18 protein-coding genes and 1 tRNA gene are annotated in these 20,518 nt (G+C 69.5%); 13 read left to right on the top strand and 6 right to left on the bottom strand.

All coding sequences use genetic code 11. The features are described from left to right. Nucleotides 1–63: 63 nt before the first annotated feature. The 8 genes from QFW96_RS14495 (at nucleotide 64) to QFW96_RS14460 (ending at nucleotide 7,353) form a co-directional block, all read left to right on the top strand. Nucleotides 64–687: a GGDEF domain-containing protein gene (locus tag QFW96_RS14495; protein ID WP_281456140.1), complete on the top strand. Its 624-nt coding sequence runs from the start codon at nucleotides 64–66 to the stop codon at nucleotides 685–687. Then, nucleotides 687–1,127 carry a hypothetical protein gene (locus QFW96_RS14490; protein WP_281456139.1) on the top strand — a complete coding sequence of 147 codons (441 nt, stop codon included), beginning with the start codon at nucleotides 687–689 and terminating at the stop codon, nucleotides 1,125–1,127. The genes QFW96_RS14495 and QFW96_RS14490 overlap by 1 nt, the downstream gene beginning before the upstream one ends. Continuing rightward, complete coding sequence (locus QFW96_RS14485; RefSeq protein ID WP_281456138.1) at nucleotides 1,127–1,363, top strand: hypothetical protein; 237 nt, start codon at nucleotides 1,127–1,129, stop codon at nucleotides 1,361–1,363. Before QFW96_RS14490 ends, QFW96_RS14485 begins: the two co-directional genes overlap by 1 nt. Further along, complete coding sequence (locus QFW96_RS14480) at nucleotides 1,360–2,319, top strand: bifunctional DNA primase/polymerase (RefSeq protein WP_281456137.1); 960 nt, start codon at nucleotides 1,360–1,362, stop codon at nucleotides 2,317–2,319. The genes QFW96_RS14485 and QFW96_RS14480 overlap by 4 nt, the downstream gene beginning before the upstream one ends. 80 nt (nucleotides 2,320–2,399) lie before the next feature. Continuing rightward, on the top strand, nucleotides 2,400–3,914 hold the full coding sequence (locus QFW96_RS14475; RefSeq protein WP_281456136.1) for a YfjI family protein: 1,515 nt from the start codon (nucleotides 2,400–2,402) through the stop codon (nucleotides 3,912–3,914). A 340-nt stretch (nucleotides 3,915–4,254) separates the two neighbouring features. Then, a complete protein-coding gene (locus QFW96_RS14470) occupies nucleotides 4,255–5,715 on the top strand; it encodes a DNA cytosine methyltransferase (protein WP_281456135.1) in 1,461 nt (486 codons plus the stop codon). A gap of 34 nt (nucleotides 5,716–5,749) precedes the next feature. Next, nucleotides 5,750–5,947, top strand: coding sequence for a helix-turn-helix transcriptional regulator (locus QFW96_RS14465; protein WP_281456134.1), 198 nt, complete (start codon nucleotides 5,750–5,752; stop codon nucleotides 5,945–5,947). 5 nt (nucleotides 5,948–5,952) lie between these two features. Further along, entirely contained in the window at nucleotides 5,953–7,353 is a 1,401-nt protein-coding gene (locus QFW96_RS14460; RefSeq protein WP_281456186.1) for a tyrosine-type recombinase/integrase, read from the top strand. Nucleotides 7,354–7,489: 136 nt separating this feature from the next. Here the strand turns inward: QFW96_RS14460 and QFW96_RS14455 are convergent. After that, nucleotides 7,490–7,565 (bottom strand) — tRNA-Leu (locus QFW96_RS14455). A gap of 258 nt (nucleotides 7,566–7,823) precedes the next feature. Here QFW96_RS14455 and QFW96_RS14450 point away from each other — a divergent pair. Both QFW96_RS14450 and QFW96_RS14445 read left to right on the top strand, forming a co-directional pair. Continuing rightward, nucleotides 7,824–9,128, top strand: a complete 1,305-nt coding sequence (locus tag QFW96_RS14450; RefSeq protein WP_281456185.1) for an amino acid permease — start codon at nucleotides 7,824–7,826, stop codon at nucleotides 9,126–9,128. A 120-nt stretch (nucleotides 9,129–9,248) separates the two neighbouring features. Continuing rightward, nucleotides 9,249–9,860: an ANTAR domain-containing response regulator gene (locus QFW96_RS14445; RefSeq protein ID WP_093416966.1), complete on the top strand. Its 612-nt coding sequence runs from the start codon at nucleotides 9,249–9,251 to the stop codon at nucleotides 9,858–9,860. Between the two features lie 74 nt (nucleotides 9,861–9,934). On the opposite strand, the gene QFW96_RS14440 is transcribed toward QFW96_RS14445, so the two are convergent. Further along, on the bottom strand, nucleotides 9,935–10,324 hold the full coding sequence (locus QFW96_RS14440) for a PaaI family thioesterase (protein WP_281456184.1): 390 nt from the start codon (nucleotides 10,322–10,324) through the stop codon (nucleotides 9,935–9,937). Nucleotides 10,325–10,433: 109 nt separating this feature from the next. Here QFW96_RS14440 and polA point away from each other — a divergent pair, with 109 nt between their 5' ends. Both polA and QFW96_RS14430 read left to right on the top strand, forming a co-directional pair. After that, the gene (polA, locus tag QFW96_RS14435; RefSeq protein WP_281456133.1) at nucleotides 10,434–13,127 is read left to right on the top strand and encodes a DNA polymerase I; all 2,694 of its coding nucleotides are present in this window, start codon (nucleotides 10,434–10,436) and stop codon (nucleotides 13,125–13,127) included. Between the two features lie 236 nt (nucleotides 13,128–13,363). Then, nucleotides 13,364–13,750 carry a VOC family protein gene (locus QFW96_RS14430; RefSeq protein ID WP_281456132.1) on the top strand — a complete coding sequence of 129 codons (387 nt, stop codon included), beginning with the start codon at nucleotides 13,364–13,366 and terminating at the stop codon, nucleotides 13,748–13,750. A gap of 140 nt (nucleotides 13,751–13,890) precedes the next feature. Here the strand turns inward: QFW96_RS14430 and QFW96_RS14425 are convergent, their stop codons facing one another. The 4 genes from QFW96_RS14425 to QFW96_RS14410 form a co-directional block, all read right to left on the bottom strand. Next, nucleotides 13,891–15,912 carry a YhgE/Pip family protein gene (locus tag QFW96_RS14425; RefSeq protein WP_281456131.1) on the bottom strand — a complete coding sequence of 674 codons (2,022 nt, stop codon included), beginning with the start codon at nucleotides 15,910–15,912 and terminating at the stop codon, nucleotides 13,891–13,893. Between the two features lie 16 nt (nucleotides 15,913–15,928). Continuing rightward, a complete protein-coding gene (locus tag QFW96_RS14420) occupies nucleotides 15,929–16,615 on the bottom strand; it encodes an ATP-binding cassette domain-containing protein (RefSeq protein ID WP_281456130.1) in 687 nt (228 codons plus the stop codon). A gap of 50 nt (nucleotides 16,616–16,665) precedes the next feature. Then, entirely contained in the window at nucleotides 16,666–17,598 is a 933-nt protein-coding gene (locus tag QFW96_RS14415; protein WP_281456129.1) for a GNAT family N-acetyltransferase, read from the bottom strand. Nucleotides 17,599–17,809: 211 nt separating this feature from the next. Continuing rightward, nucleotides 17,810–18,667 carry a class I SAM-dependent methyltransferase gene (locus tag QFW96_RS14410; RefSeq protein ID WP_281456128.1) on the bottom strand — a complete coding sequence of 286 codons (858 nt, stop codon included), beginning with the start codon at nucleotides 18,665–18,667 and terminating at the stop codon, nucleotides 17,810–17,812. A 305-nt stretch (nucleotides 18,668–18,972) separates the two neighbouring features. On the opposite strand from QFW96_RS14410, the gene rpsA reads away from it, so the two are divergent. Next, nucleotides 18,973–20,484, top strand: coding sequence for a 30S ribosomal protein S1 (gene rpsA / locus QFW96_RS14405; RefSeq protein WP_281456127.1), 1,512 nt, complete (start codon nucleotides 18,973–18,975; stop codon nucleotides 20,482–20,484). Nucleotides 20,485–20,518: the final 34 nt, after the last annotated feature.

Here is a 20,518-nt window from a genome sequence, read left to right as displayed (position 1 = left end):
ATGGCCCGCCGGTGCTCTGGCGGAGTCGAGCGGGCCATCCCCACCTCGAAGGAGGTACGACCCATGTTCGCAAAGTCCCTGGCGCTGGCGGGAGCCGCCGGCACGGTGGCACTGGGATGGCGGGCCCACCGCCTGCACGCCCGGCTGCACACCGACGAGCTGACCGGCCTGGCCAACCGCGCCGCCCTTAACCGTGCCTTCGCGCGGACCCAGCGCCGCGCCGCTGCTGGCGAACTCGTCGGCCTGCTGATGTGCGACGTCGACCGGTTCAAGCAGATCAACGACACCCACGGCCACCGCACCGGCGACCACGTTCTGCGCTCGATCGCCACCGACCTGTCCCGGCTCACGACCGGCACCGACGAGCTGGCGGTCCGGCTCTCCGGCGACGAGTTCGTCGTCCTGCTGCCCGATCTCGCCGACGTGCGCGACGCCGAAGGACGAGCCCGGCACTACCGCGACGCCCTCGCCTGCAACCGCGTGATCGACGGACAGCGCATGCAGCTGACCGTCTCGGTCGGCGCGGCCGTCGACACCGCCACCACGACCACGCTGTCGGCCCTGGCCGGGCACGCCGACGCCCGCATGTACGAGCTCAAGCGCCACACCCACCTGACCAGCCTGCCCACCACCTCGGCGACCTGCCCGACCACACGCCGCCGCGACCTGCCCAAGGAGGCAGCCTGATGTCCGACTTCGCCGCGATCACCACCGACGTCGCCGAATGGCTGACCGTTCAGCCCCTGCATTCGCTGCCGCCGATCTGGGGTTTGCAGATCACCGATGGCGCATGGCTCAGCGGGAACAAGACCGTCGAGGCGCAGATCGCGTCAAGCGGGAAGGACGTCGCCGAGAAACTGCTCGCGCTTGCGCAGGGGGCGGAGCATATCGACGTCCATGTCACGGTCGCTGACTACACCGGCCACTCGAAGGCGCAGGTAGTGAGCCAAACCCACCGTGGATACGGGATTTCGCTCTGGGACCACCTCAATCCGACCACACGGGCTTTGCTCGACCGCGAGGGCTGTCCCACGGGTCCCGTTACGACCGAGATCCCGGCAACGGCGCTGCGGAACGCCGCCGCTCGGCTCAGCCACGAGGGCACCTGCCCGGAATGCGGGCACTGATGGAGAAGCGACAGGTTGACCTGCCAAATCCTCCAGGAGAAATCCCGTTCGGCCACCCCGTCCTCGGTTGGCGCACCGCGCCGGACTGCGGCCGGTGCAACGACACCGGTCGCTACCAGGAGCAGCACGGCCGAATCACGGTTGACGCGCACTGCACCTGCAAGAAGGGCAGGCGCATGTCCGAACTCTGGATCGCCGACAAATTCGCCGACGACGTTGAGGAGGCCGACCGGTGAGCACCAATCAACTCCTTGACTGGGCGTTGTGCCTGGCCGAACTCGGCTGGCGGGTGTTCCCGCTGCTGCCGGGAACCAAGCGGCCGGCGCTGCACGGCCGCGAGTCCTGCCCCGGTTCCGGTGCCTGCGTTGAGGGGCACCTCGGCTGGGAGCAGCGCGCGACCAGCGACCCGGAGCGGATCCAGCGGTGCTGGTCGGCCCGCCCGTACAACATCGGCCTGGCCACCGGGCCGTCCCAGCTCGTCGTGGTCGACCTCGACCAGCCCAAAACGGTTCCCACCTGCGACGGCCGGGGCAGTGGCTCGGCGCGATCGGGCGCGGAGGCCTTCGACGAGCTGGTCCGTGGTGCGGGGGTGAGCGTCCCGGACACCTACACCGTGACGACGCCCTCGGGCGGCACGCACCTGTACTTCCGGGCGCCGGCCGGACCCGAGCTGCGCAACACCGCGGGCGTGCTCGGGCCGCTGATCGACACCCGCGCGCACGGCGGCTACGTGGTCGCGCCCGGATCGGTCACTCCGGAAGGGGCCTACGAGCTCTACGACGACTCCGAACCCGCCGAGCTGCCGGGCTGGTTGGTCCAGGAACTCACCAGAAGGCCGTCTGTGGCGATCTCAGGGCCGCGTGAGATCGCCTCTGCCCAGCCGTCGGCCTACGTGGCAGCGGCACTGCGCAACGAGGCGGAGCGGGTCGCAGCGGCCGAACCAGGGCAGCAGAACAACACCCTGTTCACTGCCGCCCTCGCTCTCGGTCGGCTCGTGGCCGGGGGAGCGGTCGACGAGCAGCGGGTGCGGGACGTCCTGCACCACGCCATGTCCCGGCTTCCCAACACCAAGGCGCACGACCCGTGGACGCCCGAGGCGATCGAGGCCACGATCCGCTCCGGCCTGCGCCTGGCCGCCGCACGTCCGCGCCGACTCGTCGAGCACCCACACCAGGAAAGGCAGGCCGCGTGAGCGCCCCGCTTCCCCAAACGCCCGGGCTGGGGCGCATTCAGCGCCCCAGCCACCCCACCGAAGCAGGAGAGGAGGCCCCGATGCCCGCACACCTCACCGCCGTCCCGGACACCCCCGACGACGAGCCGGGCCTGGTGTGGGACCAGCCCGTTCCACTGGGCAGCCAGCGGGTTCTCCCGCCGTTTCCCGTGGACGTGCTGCCCGACTGGCTGGCCGCGCAGGTCGACGCGGTCGCAGTGGCCACCCAGACGCCACCCGACCTCGCCGGGTGCGTCGCGCTGTCGGTGGTGTCCACGGCTGTTGGTGGGCGGGCGATCGCCCGTATCCGTACCGGCTGGGACGAGCCGGTGAACATCTACACCGTGGTCGCTCTGCCGCCAGCGAGCCGCAAAACCCCGGTGTTTCGGGCGATGACCACACCGCTGACCCTCGCCGAGCGTGACCTGGCCGAGAAGATGCGCCCGGTCATCGAGCAAGCCCGCCTGGAACGCAAGGCCGCCGAGGCCCTTCAGGAACGGGCCGAGCGGACCGCCACCTCCGCCGAGGCCGACGAGCGCGAGTCGGCGCTGGCCGATGCCCTGGATGCCGCACTCACCGTCCACGGCAAGGAGATCCCGCCCGAGCCGCGGCTGATCGCCGACGACATCACCCCGGAGGAAACCGCGTCGATGCTGGCCCAGCACGGCGGGCGGCTCGCGGTGCTGTCCGCCGAGGGCAACATCTTCGACATCCTCGCCGGCCGCTACAGCGGATCACCAAACCTCAACGTCTTCCTCAAGGGCCACGGTGGCGACATGCTGCTGGTCGACCGCAAGGGGAGGCCCGCCGAGCGGGTGGACAACCCCGCGCTGACTCTCGGGGTCACGGTGCAGCCCGCCATCATCGACGAGCTCGCCGAGACCCGGAAGTTCCGCGGCACCGGGCTTCTCGCGCGGTTCCTGTACTCGATGCCCGAAAACACTGTGGGCGACCGCATCGCCGACCCGCCACCGGTCCCGGAGGAAGTCGCCGGCGCCTACCACGAACGGGTCCGTGGCCTGGTCATGGGCATGCACGAGTGGACCGATCCCGCGGTGTTTGCGTTCTCGCCCGAAGCCAACGACGAGCTGATCGACCTGCACAACGCCATCGAGCCGAAACTGCACCCCCGGCGCGGGGAGTGGGCCCACATCGGCGACTGGGCCGGTAAGCAGGTCGGCCAGACCGCGCGCCTGGCCGCGCTCCTGCACGCCGTGCGCCACCACGACGAACCCTGGGCCCAGCCCGTCGACGGCACCACCGCCAAGGCCGCCCGCGTGCTCAGCGAGTACTTCACCGAGCACGCCCTGATGGTCTTCGAACGCCTCGGAGCCGACCCGGCGATCGGCGGCGCGAACACGATCCTGAACTGGATCCGCGACCACCAGATCACCAGCTTCACCAAACGCGACGTCCACCGAGCCCTGGCCCGCCGCTTCAACTCGGCAGCCGACCTCAACCCGTGCCTGGCGGTACTCGAAGAGCACGGCCACATCGCCTGCATCGAGCCCCCGCACAGCGGCCGGGGCAGGCCGCGCAGCCCCATCTACTGGACCCACCCCCGCTACCGCGCCTGACAGAAATGACAGAAATGACAGAAACCCCGCCCCACAACGAAATCCCAGTTCAAGCCCGCGCCCAGCTCGTCAGCGAGGCGTTGACAGAAATCGACGAAAAAGCTGACACAAATCGCCGGACCCGAGCGACCGTGACGCCGACCGGCCCCCGCCAAGCCCGCCCCGTATTTCTGTCAACTTTTTTGGCGATTTCTGTCAACGCCCCCACCGCGCCGCAAACCTGCCGGTGACCTGCAGAAACAGTCTCCGCCCGTATTTCTGTCATTTCTGTCATTTCTGTCAACGGCGTCCCAGCAGCAAGCGCCCCGCGGCACCCCCTGCTCGAAACCAGGAGGACCCCATGACCCTCACCCTCACCGACCTGTTCTGCGGTGCCGGTGGCTCCGCGCTCGGAGCCGCCGCCGTGCCCGGGATCGACTTGAGGATCGCGGCGAACCACTGGCAGCTGGCCGTGGACTCCCACGCGGCGAACTTCCCGGATGCGGCGCACGACTGCGCCGACATCTCCCAGGTCGACGTCCGCCGCTACCCCTCGACCGATCTGCTGTGGGCGTCGCCGGAGTGCACCAACCACTCGATCGCTCAGGGCCGCAAGCGCGCCGCCCAGCCGGACCTGTTCGGCGAGACCCTGCCTTCGGAGGCGGCGGAGCGGTCGCGGGCGACGATGTGGGACGTTCCGCGGTTCGCCGAGTACCACGGCTATCGGGCGATCGTGGTCGAGAACGTGGTCGACGCGGGCAAGTGGTCGATGTGGCCGGCGTGGCTGCACGCCATGTCCTGCCTCGGGTATCGGCATCAGTTGGTGTTCCTCAACTCCATGCACGCCCCGACCATCAACGCCCCGCGTGCTCCGCAGTCCCGCGACCGCCTCTACGTGGTGTTCACGAAGGAGGGCGATCCGGAGCCGGAGGTGCAGCCGCGTCCGCTGGCGTGGTGCCCGGGCTGCGAGCGGGACGTGGCGGCGGTGCAGGTGTTCAAGAACGGCAAGCCGTGGGGCCGCTACCGCTCGCAGTACGTCTACCGCTGCCCGACGCCGCGCTGCCACCTCGACGTCGAGCCCTACGCGCTCCCGGCCTCTTCGGCGATCGACTGGTCGCTGCCCGGTCAGCTCATCGGTGACCGCGACCGTCCGCTGAAGGCCGCCACGCTGCGCCGGATCGAGGAGGGCCTGCGCCGCTACGCCGATGTGCCGCAGCTGGTGCCCTCCGGTGGCACGTGGAACCAGGCCGGAACCCCGGTCACCGACCCGATGCGCACCCGCACCACCAGGGAGACCGAGGGCCTGCTGGTTCCGGTCGAGGGCCGCGAGGGCAAGTCCGCGCGCCCGTCGTGGGAGCCGCTGCGGACCCAGACCGCTCGCAACGAAACCGCGCTGGTCGTGCCGTACTACAGCAACGGCACCGCCCGCCCGGCCGACGAGCCACTGCCCACGGTCACCACTCACGACCGCCACGGCCTGGCCTTCGTCGCCGAGCTCCGGGGTGGTGGGTCGAGTGCGCGGCACGTCTCCCAGCCGCTGGCGACGGTTACCGCCAACGGCAACCACCACGGCCTGGTCCAGCACCCCACACCGCAGCCGCGCGTGCAGGTCGAGGACTGCCAGTTCCGGATGCTCCAGCCCTCCGAGATCCAGCGGGCGATGGCCTTCCGCGACGACTACGCGGTCCTGGGCACCCGCCGTGAACGGGTCCGCCAGCTCGGCAACGCCGTTACCCCACCCGCCGCCGAACACCTCCTCGCGGCCATCGCCCAAGCCCTCGGACACACCCCGACGACCGGCACTGAAAGAGCAGCCGCATGAGGACATCAACAAGCCGTCGAAGGGAGAGCTGCACATGACGTCGAGGCGTAGCGGGAACTGGCTAACCGTCGCTGAGTTCTGCCAGGAGATCGGTATCTCGCGGTCCACCTGGGACGACTGGAGGGCAAAGGAGCGGGCGCCACGGTGCATCCGCCTTCCGAATGGGTCCTTGCGCATCAAGCGCGTTGACTTCGAGAAGTGGGTGCAGGAGCTGGAGGACAACGCGGCATGAACAGCCTGGAGACGAGCTACGACGTCACGATCTGGCAGATCAAGGCTCGGAAGAACGCTAAGGGCAAGGTAACCAGCTATCGGGTGCGCTGGCTTGTGGACTCCCATGAGCACCACAAGACGATCAGGAACAAGACGCAAGCCGAGAGCTTCCGATCGAAACTGGTCGTGGCCGCGAGCCGCGGTGAGGCTTTCCTCGTTGCGGAACCCGGGCTGCCGGTTTCGATGCTGCGGAATAAGTCCGGGACGCCCTGGTTCGAGTTCGCGCAGAAGTACGTCGACATGAAGTGGAAACGGGCCGCGGCGAAATCAAGGTCCGGTATCGCCGACACCTTGGCGACGGTTACCCCTGCTCTGCTGACGACGGAACGCGGCCGGCCGGATCCTGAAGTACTGCGGAGGGCGATGACCGGTTGGGCCTTCAACGCGACGCACCGGGACGACCCGCGCCCGCACGAGATCGAGAAGGCACTTCGCTGGCTCGCGGAGAACACGCGGCCGGTCTCCGACCTGCAGGACCTTGCTCTGCTCCGAACTGTCCTGGAGCAGCTGGCGTCCAAGCTCAATGGCGAGATGGCCAGTGCCAAGACCTTCGGACGTAAGCGGGCGGTCTTCCACAACGCGCTTGAGTACGCGGTCGAACTGAAAGAGGTCGATCTGAACCAGCTGCCGAAGGTCAAATGGACGCCACCGAAGAAGGCCCGCGCGATCGATAAGCGGACGGTGGCGATCAACCCGCGTCAGGCCGAACGCTTGCTGGCCGCAGTCGAGGCACAGCAGGTTGAGGGCCAGCCGAGGCGCTCGTCGGGACCGATGCTTCGGGCGTTCTTTGCGGTCATCTACTACTCCGGGCTACGCCCTGAAGAGGTAGCAATGCTCAGCAAACCCGATCTACTGCTGCCTGGGGATGGCTGGGGCGAACTCCTGCCCTCCAAGGCCGCGCCTGTGGCCGGGGCAGCGTGGACCGACTCGGGCAGCCGGCGAGATCGGCGCCAGCTGAAGCAGCGAGCGGAGGGCGAGGTCCGGCACGTCCCGTGCCCACCGCAGCTGACGAAGATCCTGCACGAGCACCTGAGCAGGCACGGCACGGCCCGCGATGGGCGGCTCTTCCGGAACATGGACGGCGGCGACGTGGACGAAACCACGGTGGCGCGAGTCTGGCGGAAGGCGCGGGTGCAGGCGTTGACCCCGGAGGAGGCGGCATCGCCGCTCGTCCGGCGGCCCTACGACCTGCGTCACGCGTGCGTGTCCACGTGGCTCGCAGCGGGCGTGCCGTCAACCCAGGTTGCCGAGTGGGCCGGTCACTCGGTGACCGTGCTCCATGAGATCTACGCGAAGGTACTCGCGGGCCTGGAGCAGAACTACAGGCGACGCATCCAGACCGTGCTCGACGAAGCTCCCGAATAGCGCGCTGCAGACCGTGTCCGTGGATTGTCCGTGGAACACCGCACAGAACCGGGTCGCACCGGGTGCAACCGCATAGGAGTCTCTGAGGCCCTCGCAGCAAAAGCGCAGGTCAGCGAGTGAAACTGGTACTCAGATGTGGTGCCCCCGGTGCGATTCGAACGCACACTGGACGGATTTTGAGTCCGCTGCCTCTGCCGTTGGGCTACGGGGGCTGGTCTTGTCGTCAGCATACGGGACGGCCGATCAGGGTCTTCCGGGAGGGTGTCCGGGGCGTTACTCCTGGTCAGGTTCATGTGAACGGGTGCTGGAGATCGTTCGCCGCGCGGGTCCGGTGGTGGTGATCACGGCGTTCCAGGTTCGCTTGATCGTGCAGCGTGTGGCTGGTCGAACGTGCGGAGGACGTGTTGGTCGATGAGGTGACCCGGGGTGAGCCGGGGCTGCGGCGGAGTCTGAAGAACCGGCACCTCCAGATGATCGCGCTCGGCGGCATCATCGGGGCGAGCCTGTTCATCGGCAGCGGGGCGGTGATCTCGACCGTCGGGCCGGCGGCGATCGTGTCCTACGCGATCGGCGGGCTGATCGTCGTGCTCGTGATGCGGATGCTCGGCGAGATGGCGACCGCGCAGCCCGCGCTCGGCTCGTTCATGGAGTACGCGCGGACGTCGCTGGGGGAGTGGGCGGGATTCACCCTCGGCTGGCTGTACTGGTACTACTGGGTCGGCGTGGTGGCCTTCGAGGCCGTCGCCGGGGCGGAGCTGATCAACCCGCTGATCCCGATGGTGCCGCAGTGGGTGATCTCGCTGGGGCTGATGCTGGTGCTGACCGGGACGAACCTGGTGTCGGTGCGCTCGTTCGGCGAGACCGAGTTCTGGCTGGCCTCCATCAAGGTCATCACCATCGTGATCTTCCTGGTGTGCGGGACGTTGTTCGTCTTCGGGCTGTGGCCCGGGGCGGAGATCTCGGTGAGCAACATCGGCCAGGACGGTTTCTTCGCGCACGGCGGCTTCTCCGTGCTGCACGGCGTGGTGATCGTGATCTTCTCCTACTTCGGCACCGAGATCGTCACCATCGTCTCCGCCGAATCAGACGAGCCGGAGCGCTCGGTGGCGAAGGCGACCAAGGCCGTGGTGTGGCGGGTGCTGCTGTTCTACGTCGGCTCGGTGACGCTGCTGGTGATGATCACGCCGTGGGACCAGATCCCGACCGAGGGCAGCCCGTACGCCGCGGCGTTCACCCGGTTCGGGATGCCGGCGGCGGAGGTCGTGGTCGACGTCGTGGTCTTCACCGCGGTGATCTCGGTGCTGAACTCCGGGCTGTACACGGCTTCCCGGATGCTGTTCGCGTTGCAGAAGCGGTCGTTCGCGCCGGGCTGGGTGCGCGACCTCAACGGCCGCGGTGTGCCGTGGAAGGCGATCGTGCTGTCCACACTGGTCGGTTACATCGCTGTTGCGGCCAGTTACGTCGCCCCGGACACGATCTTCTACTTCATCATCAACAGCGCGGGCGCCGTGGCGCTGTTCATCTACGGCATGATCGCCCTCTCGCAGCTGCGGATGCGCCGCCGACTGGAACGCGAGGCACCGGAGGCGCTGAAGCTGAAGATGTGGCTGTTCCCGCACCTGACCTGGGTCACCCTGGCCCTGATCGCCACCGTGATCATCACCATGGCCTTCGTCGCCGACGTCCGCTCGCAGCTCCTGCTGAGCCTCATCAGCGTCGCCGCCATCATGTTGATCTACGTCCTGTTCGTGCGGCGGAGGGCGTCGAACGGGTGAGCGGGAGGATGTCGCAATGGTCACGCCGCCTCTTAACCTCGGCGTGAAGTCAGTACCGGTAAGCTGCGGTTTCCGATGCAAACCGCATCGGCGGACCCCGAGTTCTACTGGAGGATCCCGGTGACGACGCCGGCTGCCGAGGACACACGCGAGGCCAAGCCCGTCGAACGTCGCGTACTCGTGGCCGAGGACGAGGCGTTGATCAGGCTTGACCTGGTGGAGATGCTCCGCGAGGAGGGCTACCAGGTCGTCGGTGAGGCTGGTGACGGACAGGAAGCCGTCCGGCTCGCCGAGGAACTTCGACCCGATCTGGTGATCCTGGACATCAAGATGCCGAAGATGGACGGCATCGAGGCCGCATCCAACATCGCGGGGGACCGGATCGCGCCGGTGGTCATCCTGACCGCCTTCAGCCAGCGCGATCTGGTGGAGCGGGCGCGCGACGCCGGGGCGATGGCCTACCTGGTCAAGCCCTTCGCCAAGCGCGACCTCGTGCCGGCCATCGAACTGGCCGTGTCCCGGTTCACCGAGGTTCAGGCCCTGGAAGCCGAGGTCAACGACCTCACCGAGCGGCTTGAGGCGCGCAAGACCATCGAGCGGGCCAAGGGCCTGCTGATGAGCAAGCACAACCTCTCCGAGCCCGAGTCCTTCCGCTGGCTGCAGCGAACCGCGATGGATCGCCGCACCACGATGAAGGCGGTCGCGCAGGCGGTTCTCGAGAACCTGTCCTGATCGACGGAAGGCGGAAGGCGGGGCACCCGATCGGGTGCCCCGCCTTTCTCATGCCCGGGTCATCGGCCGCGGGGTCACTGGTCGCGCAGCACGCAGGTCAGCCGGGCCGAGCAGGTCCGGCGACCCTGCTCGTCGGTGATCACCACGTCGTAGGTCGCCGTGGAGCGACCCGTGTGCAGCGGGGTGGCCACGGCGGTGACCTTGCCCTCGGTGGCGGCGCGGTGGTGCGTGCAGCTGAGCTCCAGGCCTAGCGCGATGCGGCCCTCCCCGGCGTTGATCGCGGCGGCGATCGAGCCCGCCTGTTCGGCGAGCACCGCGTTCGCGCCGCCGTGCAGCAGCCCGTAGGGCTGGCGGTTGCCGGCCACCGGCATCGTGGCGACCACACGTTCGGGTGTGTATTCGATGATCTCGATGCCCATCCGCGCGCTGAGCTGTTCCTCGCCGGACTGAACGACCGCGATCAGGTTCTCGTCGACGCTGGTCGCGGCCTCGCTGCTGGTGGATTCGGGCACCGTGGTTCCTTCCCGTCGCCTGCGGTACTGGCTGTCAGCCCAGGAGCCTAAACTCGCGGCCGTGACGCACTCCGAGGACCGACGCCTGCTGTTGATCGATGGCCACTCGATGGCCTACCGCGCCTTCTACGCCCTGCCGAAGGAGAACTTCCAGACCGGCACCGGGCAGCACACCAACGCGGTCTACGGGTTCACCTCGATGCTGATCAACCTGTTGCGCGACGAGCAGCCCAGCCACCTCGCCGTCGCGTTCGACGTGTCCCGCAAGACCTTCCGCAGCGAGACCTTCACCGAGTACAAGGCCAACCGCAGCGCCAGCCCCGACGAGTTCAAGGGCCAGGTCAGCCTCATCCAGGAGATCCTGGGCGCGCTGAACATCCCGGTGCTGAGCAAGGACAACTACGAGGCCGACGACGTCATCGCGACGCTGACCACCCAGGCCACCGCCGGTGGCTTCCAGGTCTCCATCTGCACCGGTGACCGGGACGCGCTGCAGCTGGTCACCGACGACGTGACCGTGCTCTACCCGACCAAGGGCGTCTCCGAGCTGACCCGCTTCACGCCGGAGGCCGTGGAGGCCAAGTACGGCCTGACCCCGCTGCAGTACCCCGACTTCGCGGCGCTGCGCGGCGACCCGTCGGACAACCTGCCCAAGATCCCGGGGGTGGGGGAGAAGACCGTCACCAAGTGGATCCAGCAGTACGGCTCGCTGGCGGGGCTCGTGGACCGCGTCGACGAGGTCAAGGGCAAGGCGGGCGACAACCTGCGCGAACACCTCTCGTCGGTGCTGCTCAACCGGCAGCTCACCGAGCTGGTGCGCGACGTGGAGCTGGAGGCCGGGCCCGACGACCTGGAGGTCCGGGCCTGGGATCGCGACGCCGTGCACCGGCTGTTCGACGACCTGGAGTTCCGGGTGCTGCGCGACCGGCTGTTCGCCACGCTCTCCAGCGCCGAACCCGAGGTCGAGGAGGGCTTCGAGATCACCGGCGGGGTCGTCGAACCCGGCAAGCTCGCGGCCTGGCTCGACGAGCACGCGCGCGGCGGCCACCGCGTCGGCCTGTCCTGCACCGGCACCTGGGCTCGCGGCCGCGGCGACCTGGCCGGGATCGCGCTGGCCACCTCCGACGGCACCGGGGCGTTCGTCGACGTCACCGCGCTCACCGGCGACGACGAGCAGGCCCTGGCCGCGTGGCTGGCCGACGCCGAGGTGCCCAAGGCCGCCCACGACGTCAAGGGCCCGCTGCACGCCATCCGCGACCGCGGCTGGACCGTCGCCGGGCTCACCAGCGACACCGCCCTCGCCGCCTACCTGGTGCGCCCGGGCCAGCGCTCCTTCGAGCTGCCCGACCTCGTCGTGCGCTACCTGCAGCGCGAGCTGCGCGCCGACAGCGGTGCCGACGACGGCCAGCTGTCGCTGCTGGAGGACGAGTCGGAGAGCAAGGAGAAGGCCGCCGCGGGCGAGCTGCTGCGGGCCCGCGCCGTCGCCGAGCTCGCCGACGCCCTCGACACCGAGCTGGCCCGCATCGACAGCGGCAAGCTGCTCACCGACCTCGAACTGCCGCTGCTGCTGGTGCTCGCCGAGCTCGAAGGCGCCGGCATCGCCGTCGACGCCGACCAGCTGGCCGAGCTGGGCGAGCACTTCGCGGCCCGGGTCAAGCAGGCCGCTCAGGAGGCGTACTCGGTCATCGGCAAGGAGATCAACCTCGGTTCGCCGAAGCAGCTGCAGGTGGTGCTGTTCGACGAGCTGAACATGCCGAAGACCAAGCGCACCAAGACCGGCTACACCACCGACGCCGAAGCGCTGCAGACGCTGTTCGAGAAGACCGAGCACCCGTTCCTGCAGCACCTGCTGGAGCACCGCGACGCCACCCGGCTCAAGACCACTGTGGAGGGTCTGACGAAGTCCATTTCGGACGACGGCCGGATTCACACCACGTTCAACCAGACGATCGCCGCGACCGGGCGGTTGTCGTCCACCGAGCCGAACCTGCAGAACATCCCGATCCGCACCGAGGAGGGCCGCCGGATCCGCGAGGTGTTCGTCGTCGGCGGTGACTACGACGAGCTGATGACCGCCGACTACAGCCAGATCGAGATGCGCATCATGGCGCACCTGTCCGGCGACGAGGGGCTCATCGAGGCGTTCAACACCGGCGAGGACCTGCACAACTACGTCGCCTCGCAGGCGTTCGACGTGCCGATCGGCGAGGTCGACCAGGAGCTGCGCCGCAGGGTCAAGGCCATGTCCTACGGCCTGGCCTACGGGCTGTCGGCCTACGGGCTGGCCCAGCAGCTGCGGATCTCCGCCGAGGAGGCCAAGGCGCAGATGGACGCCTACTTCGCCCGCTTCGGCCGGGTGCGCGACTACCTGCGCGAGGTCGTCGACCAGGCCCGCAAGGACGGCTACACCTCCACCATCCTGGGGCGCCGCCGATACCTGCCGGACCTGCTCAGCGACAACCGGCAGCGCCGCGAGATGGCCGAGCGGATGGCGCTCAACGCGCCCATCCAGGGCAGCGCCGCCGACATCATCAAGGTCGCGATGCTCGGCGTGCACGGGGCCATCAAGGCCGAGGGCCTGCGGTCGCGAACGCTGCTGCAGGTCCACGACGAGCTCATCATCGAGGTGGCCGACGGCGAGCGCGACGTGGTGGAGAAGCTGGTCCGCGAGCAGATGGGCTCGGCCTTCGAGCTGGACGTGCCGTTGGAGGTCTCGGTGGGCGTGGGCCGGTCCTGGGACTCGGCGGCGCACTGACCGCACCGGATCTCGAGTCGATCACGGTTCCCCCGTTTCGGGGATGCGCGGTCGGGGTGTGTTGTGCAATGGCGAACGTCACCGCTGGTGGGGCCCTGGGCCCGGTACCGAACACCGGTGCGGATAACCTGCTACGCGCTCCGGCCGACCTCGGCCGCCGCGGCGTCGTGGCCGGGCGGGGCGCCAGCAGGGCGCGGGCACCCCGAACGCGTACCGCGCCGACCCCGAGGAGGAGCATGATCAGCATCGATCGAGTCGACCACCTGGTCCTCACCGTCGCCGATGTGGATCGGGCGGTCGAGTTCTACCGGGACGTCCTCGGCATGGAGCCGGTGGAGTTCCCAGGTGAGCGGCGTGCGGTCCGCTTCGGCGACCAGACGATCAAGCTGCACGCGTCCGCCGAGCTCGTCGAGCCGACCGCGACGCACCCGGTGCCCGGCTCGGCGAACCTGTGCTTCGTCACCGGCCAGCCGCTGTCCGACGTGCAGGAGCACCTGCGCACCAGCGAGGTCCGCATCGAGGAGGGCCCGGTCGGCCGCACCGGCTCCAAGGGCCCCATCACCTCGCTCTACCTGCGCGACCCGGACGGCAACCTCATCGAGATCGCCCGCTACGACGACTGACGACCGTTCCGCGGTCGCTTCGCTCGGCGGTGCGGGCTGAGTCCCGCACCTGGAACGGCGGCTGACGTCGCTCGCCTGATCGCGTCAAGAAACCCCGGCTCTCGCGTGGGCGAGAACCGGGGTTGTTGACGCCGGGTGGGCTACAGCGACAGCTCGGGCTTGAGGCGGCTGGGGGTCCAGACCCGCTGGCGCCAGGCCGCGATCGTGGTGAGCAGCAGGGCCGCGATCAGGTAGCAGAGCAGGACCGCGACCGCCTGGGTCACCGAGCCCTCGGTGCCGCCGTAGATGAGGTGGCGCAAGCCCGTGACCACGTAGCCCAGCGGGAGCACCTGGTGCAGCGGGTGCAGCGGCTCGGGGATGGTCTGCCAGGGGAACGTGCCACCGGCCGTGACCAGCTGCAGCACCAGGATCACCAGGGCGATGAACTTGCCCTTCGGGCCGAACGCCGCGTTGAGCGAGTGCACCACGGCGGTGAAGGCGAACGAGGTCAGGATCAGGAACCCGAGCGTGCGCCACTGGTGCGCGGGGTGCACGCCGATCGCGAACACCACCACCGAGAACAGCAGCACCGCCTGCACCAGGCCGATCAGCGCCGCGGGCAACCAGCCGCCGAGCGCGACCCGCCACGGGGCCACGCCCGCGGCCAGGGCGCGGTTGGACATCGGCCGCATGATCAGGAACAGCACGAACCCGCCGACCCACAGCGCCAGGCCCATGAAGTACGGGGCGAGTCCGGCGCCGTAGGTGTCGGCCTTGACCTGCGCCTGGGTGTCGACGGCGACCGGGTCGCCGATGGTGTCGGCGGTGGCCTGCCGGGTCTTCTCGTCCGGGTTCGGGATGTCACCCGCGCCCTTGCCGAGCTCGCCTGCCAGCGTCGTCGAGCCGTCGGCGAGCTGACCGGACCCGTCGTAGAGCTGCCGGGTGCCGCCGACGAGCTGGTCGGCGCCGTCGGCGAGCCTGCCGGTGCCCGACAACGCCTGCTGCTGGCCGTCGCGCAGCTGCACCGCGCCGTCGTCGACCTGCCCAGCGCCGCTGGTGAGCTGCTGGATGCCGCTGGTGAGCTGCGGAGTGGCGTTGGCCAGCGCGCGGTTGCCGTCGGCGACCTGGCGGGAGCCGTCGGCGAGCATGTTCAGCTGCCCGACCTGGGTCTGCAGCTTGTCGTTCGCGTCGGTGGCGGGGCTGCCGAGCTGGTCCAGCCCGTCGACGACCTTCTGCACGGTGGCCTCGTCGACGCCGGCCTGCCGCAGCTGCTGCGCGGTCCGGGCCTTGGTCTCGTCCAGGTCGTCGATGATGCCCTGCGAGAGGTTGCCGACGACGTTGGCCCTGTCCGCGAGCTGCTCGTTGCCCTCGGCGACCTTCTCGGCGCCGTCGGCGAGCTTGGCGGTCTGGTCCGGCAGCTGCGCGGTGGACTCCTGCAGCTGTTGCAGCCCGGTGTGCAGCTGGCCCGTGCCGTCGGCGAGCCGGTTGGCGCCGGAGGCGAGCTGCTGCTGCCCGCTGAGCAGCTGGTGAGCGCCGTCGGAGAGCTGCGTGCCGCCCTGCTGGGCCTGGCCGAGGCCGTCGCGCAGCTGACCGGCGCCGTCGGCGAGCTTGCCCGCGCCGTCGGCGGCCTCGACGGTCTTGTCGTGCACGGTCGAGAAGCCGAGCAGGAACTTCTCGGCCGCGGTCGACCCGGCGTTGGAGGCCACCCCGGCGCGGACCTCACCGGCGAGCTTGTCGGCGATGGTGCCGACCAGGTAGTTGTTCGCGTCGTTGGTGATCAGCTGCAGCTTGGCCTGCTGCGGCGTGAAGTCGGCGGGCGAGACCAGCGCGCGGGAGAAGTCCTTCGGCACGACCAGCGCGAAGGTGTAGTCGCCGTTGGCCACGCCGGCCTGGGCGCGCTGCAGGTCGGTGCGGGTCCAGGAGAACGTGCCGGAGTCGACGAGCTCGTCGTAGACGTCCCGACCGGCGTTGAGCTGCTCGCCGTCGTCCTGCTGCGCGCCGGTGTCGTCGATGACGACCGCGGCGGGCACGGAACCGAGCTTCCCGTAGGGGTCCCAGTTGGCGTAGATGTACATCGCGCCGTAGAGCAGCGGCACCAGCGTGACCGCCAGCAGCGCGAGCTTGGGCAGCTTGCCCGAGGTGAGCCGCCGCAATTCCGTTGCGGCGAGCCGGAAACTAGTCATCGCGGACCTTCAGGTGTCAACGGACCGAAGTGGACTTCCGGGTCTTGCCCGGGTTTTGGGTGTCGTCGGACTTCTCGGTGCTCTCGGACTCGGTGTCGTTCGCGCCGATGCGGACGGCGGGCGCTCCGAGCTCGTCGGCGGAGTGGGTGGAGCAGAGCACGATGACCGCCATGCCGTCGGCGGCGCGTGCGGTGGCGGGGGAGTACCAGTTCTGCGGGTCGTGACCGTGGCGGTCGGGGCAGTCGAGCACCAGCGCGCGCGTGGTGCGGGACTCGCAGGCCAGGTCGATCAGCAGCCGGGTGCGCTGGTGCGCGGGGAGGTTCTCGAAGCGGACGTCGCCGCGCAGCTCGCGCTCGGCGAGCCAGTCGCGGACCTTGCGGCGGGTCGAGCGGCGCCCGGCCAGCGACAGGCCCTCGGCGACGACGTCGCGGACCTGCAGCGCCTCGTCGGGCTCGGTGATCTGCGGTGCGTCGACGACGGTCACGGCGCGGCGCAGCACGTCGGCGTCGGCAGAGCCGTCCAGCCGGACGCTGCCGGCGCTGGGCTTGAGGCGACCGGACAGGGCCAGCGCGAGCGCGGTCTTGCCGGTTCCCGCCTCGCCGGTGACCAGCAGCGTCTGCCCGTCGGCGACCCGCAGCGAAGTGGGCGCCAGCAGCGGCCCGTGCGCGCCGATGACCTCGACGCCGGTGGCGACGATCTCCACGCCTTCTCCTCGATCCTCTCGGAGCCTGCACCGCGGCCCCGGGATCGGGGTCAGCGCAGCGCGGTGGCCGGGCGCACCTCCCACATCGTCCAGAGCGGCCGGTACCCCTGGCGGGGCCAGAACACCGAGGACAACGGGTTGGGCGGGTTGTAGTACAGGAAGCTGCCGACGACGCCGCGGCGCACGAACTCGTTGTGCGCCACCGCCATCAGCTGCTGCCCGACGCCGGTGCCGCGCGCCTTCTCGTGCACCGACACGCAGTTGACGTAGGCCCACGAGCCGGGGCGCAGCCGGTAAGCCCGGGGGGACTTGCCGGTGTCGATCCAGCCGCATTCCGCGACCGCGACGGGCGTGCCGTCCTGCTCCGCCAGCCAGACCGGGTCGTCGGAGTGCAGGCGCACTCGGGCGGCGGCCCGCTTCAGCTGGGCGGCGTCGGAGCGGTACGTCGCGGTTCCGACGAGGGCGGCGTATTCGAGCTCGGCGAGGGTGAGCTCGACGACGGCGTCCAGATCGGCCGGTCCCGCGCGGCGCACCTTTACGGTACCAGACAGTTCCGTATCTGCGACCGGGGCGGGTGATCGAACCGCGAGCACCGACAGCGGTAAGAAACCGTGGTCCAGCAACGCCCTCGTGCCCTGCACGTCCCGGCTGGGCCACACCACCATCGCCGAGGAGTTCGACCCGGGGTCGTCGCGCGCGGCCAGCCACTCCCGCCACGCGCCCAGCAGCGCGTCCAAGCCCGAGCGGGGGTGCTCGCCGACGATCGGGAAGAGCTCGAAGGCCTCACCGGCCTGCCACAGCCCGCGCGCCGAGCCGGCCGGGTTCGAGGTGTGCGTGACCAGCCCCGCCACCCCGTAGCCCTCGGGGGTGCGCGCCGCCACCGGCTCGGCGTCCGAGGGCACGAACTGGTCGTGCGGCAGCTGCGGGTCCAGGGCGGCGAACCGCGCGAACTGGGCCTCCATCAATTCCTGCGCGGTCGCCACCGGGGACTCCTCACGTCTCTCTCGGTCAAGCGACGAAGTCGCTTTCTCTTTTGGCGCCACCTGGTCAACCGGCGCCGCCGCGGGTTCTCAGCGGTTCGCTGGTGAGGACGCCGGGACGCCGTGTATTGGCATACATCAGGAGCGGCGCCCGGAGCCAGCGGGCCGCTGAGGTTCCGCTACCCGCACCGCCAAGCAAGGTGCCCGCGGAACGTTAATTCAGCGTGCAGACGAAGATCGCCGTTCCGGGGAACAGCTTGCCCCGGAGCGGGCTCCACTGCCCCCACTGCTGAGTGTGCCCCTCGGGCCACTCGGGTTCGATCAGATCGGTCAGGCGCAGGCCCGCGCCCGCGAGCGCGCGCACGAAGTCGCCGAGCGTGCGGTGGTGCTCGACGTAGGTCGCACGACCGTCGCCGTCGATCTCCAGGTAGGGGGTGCGGTCGAAGTAGGAGTGCGTGACCGTGAGCCCGGTCGGGCCCGGGTCGTCCGGGAAGATCCACCGCATCGGATGGGTGACCGCGAACACCCACCGGCCGCCGGGGCGCACCACCCGGGCCACCTCGCGGAACACCGCGCCCACGTCGGCCACGAACGGCACCCCGCCGAACGCCGAGCAGGCCAGGTCGAAGCTGTCGGCGGCGAAGGGCAGCTGATCCGCGCTGGCCTGGACCAGCGGGATCGAGGTGCCGGTGCGCTCGGCGGCCTCGGCCGCGTGCCGCAGCATCCCGCCGGAGATGTCCAGGCCGACGGCCTCGGCTCCCTGCCGGGCCAGCCAGCGCGCGCACGACGCCGCGCCGCAGCCGACCTCCAGCACCCGCTTGCCGCGCACGTCGCCCAGCAGCCCCGCGTGCTCCTCGCGCAGGCCCTCCGGGCACCAGACGAAGTCGTCGTCGCCGAGGAACTCGCCGTGCTCGGCCTGGTAGTCGTCGGCGTCGGCGTCCCACCACAGCCGGTTCGCCGAGCGCGACTCGGCGGCGTCCACGCTGCGCTTGCGCACACCGACGGTCCCCAGGCGCTGCTCCGCCGAGCTATTCTGGGAGCTGGCGTTTTCCGGCTCGTCGGGATGTGTCAAGGAGGCCCCCGGGACTGTGCGTGGCGGTGCGGACGTGAAGAGATTGTGTCGTGCGTCCGACACGCGTCTGCCGCCCAGGGGTACCGCGGTTTGCCCGACGATCGAGAAAGCGCGTACGATACCGCCCGCGCCGTGGGTCTTTTTCTCATCGGCTTCAGCGCCCCGGGTCACACCGAGGTGGCGAAGGTCGATCGGCGAACGGAATCCGCAGGTCCGGTCTGTGATCGGGCTGGAAGAAACCGGCGACGACGCGGCACAAACGTAGAACCAGCGACCAACCTATCCGTACCGGAGCAACCCACCTGATGTCCACCGACACCACCACCGTCCCGACTGCAGCCGCCACCAAGCCGCAGGTCGCAGTGAACGACGTCGGGACGGAGGAGGACTTCCTCGCCGCCGTCGACCAGACCATCAAGTACTTCAACGATGGGGACATTGTTGAGGGCACCATCGTCAAGGTCGACCGTGACGAGGTGCTGCTTGACATCGGCTACAAGACCGAGGGCGTCATCCCGTCCCGGGAACTGTCGATCAAGCACGACGTCGACCCCGCCGAGGTCGTCACCGTTGGTGACTTCGTCGAGGCGCTTGTTCTCCAGAAGGAGGACAAGGAAGGCCGGCTGATCCTCTCCAAGAAGCGCGCCCAGTACGAGCGCGCCTGGGGCACCATCGAGGAGCTCAAGGAGAAGGACGAGCCCGTGCGCGGCACCGTCATCGAGGTCGTCAAGGGCGGCCTCATCCTCGACATCGGGCTGCGCGGCTTCCTGCCGGCGTCCCTGGTCGAGATGCGCCGCGTCCGCGACCTGCAGCCCTACGTCGGCCGCGAGCTCGAAGCCAAGATCATCGAGCTGGACAAGAACCGCAACAACGTGGTCCTGTCCCGTCGCGCCTGGCTGGAGCAGACCCAGTCCGAGGTCCGCAGCGAGTTCCTCAACCAGCTGCAGAAGGGCCAGGTCCGCAAGGGCGTCGTGTCCTCCATCGTCAACTTCGGTGCGTTCGTCGACCTCGGTGGAGTCGACGGTCTGGTGCACGTCTCCGAGCTGTCCTGGAAGCACATCGACCACCCGTCCGAGGTCGTCGAGGTCGGCCAGGAGGTCACGGTCGAGGTCCTGGACGTCGACATGGACCGCGAGCGCGTCTCCCTGTCGCTGAAGGCGACCCAGGAAGACCCGTGGCGTCAGTTCGCCCGCACCCACGCGATCGGCCAGATCGTGCCGGGCAAGGTCACCAAGCTGGTGCCGTTCGGTGCGTTCGTCCGCGTCGACGAGGGCATCGAGGGCCTGGTCCACATCTCCGAGCTGGCCGAGCGCCACGTGGAGATCCCGGAGCAGGTCGTCCAGGTCGGCGACGAGGTCATGATCAAGGTCATCGACATCGACCTCGAGCGTCGTCGGATCTCCCTGTCGCTGAAGCAGGCCAACGAGGGCTTCAGCCCCGACTCGGAGTTCGACCCGACCCAGTACGGCATGGCTGCCGAGTACGACAACGAGGGCAACTACATCTACCCCGAGGGCTTCGACCCGGAGACCCAGGAGTGGCAGGAAGGCTTCGAGTCGGCTCGCGAGGAGTGGGAGCGCCAGTACGCCGAGGCGCACACCCGCTACGAGAAGCACATCGCGCAGATCGCCAAGGCCCGCCAGGCCGACGCCGAGGCCGCAGCGGCCGCGGCCGCCGGTGGCGGCGAGGAGCAGGCGGCTCCGACCGGCGGCGGCAACTACTCGTCGGCTTCGAACGACGAGCAGCAGGACAGCGGCTCGCTCGCGAGCGACGCGCAGCTGGCCGCCCTCCGCGAGAAGCTCTCCGGTGGTGCGTGAGCACTGACGCCTGAAGGCTGAAGTCCGAACGGCC

Origin of the sequence: Saccharopolyspora ipomoeae (assembly GCF_029952525.1) — a bacterium.
Classification (GTDB): domain Bacteria; phylum Actinomycetota; class Actinomycetes; order Mycobacteriales; family Pseudonocardiaceae; genus Saccharopolyspora; species Saccharopolyspora ipomoeae.
Note: the sequence above shows the minus strand (reverse complement) of the source record. Positions and strands in the feature narration are given on the sequence as shown.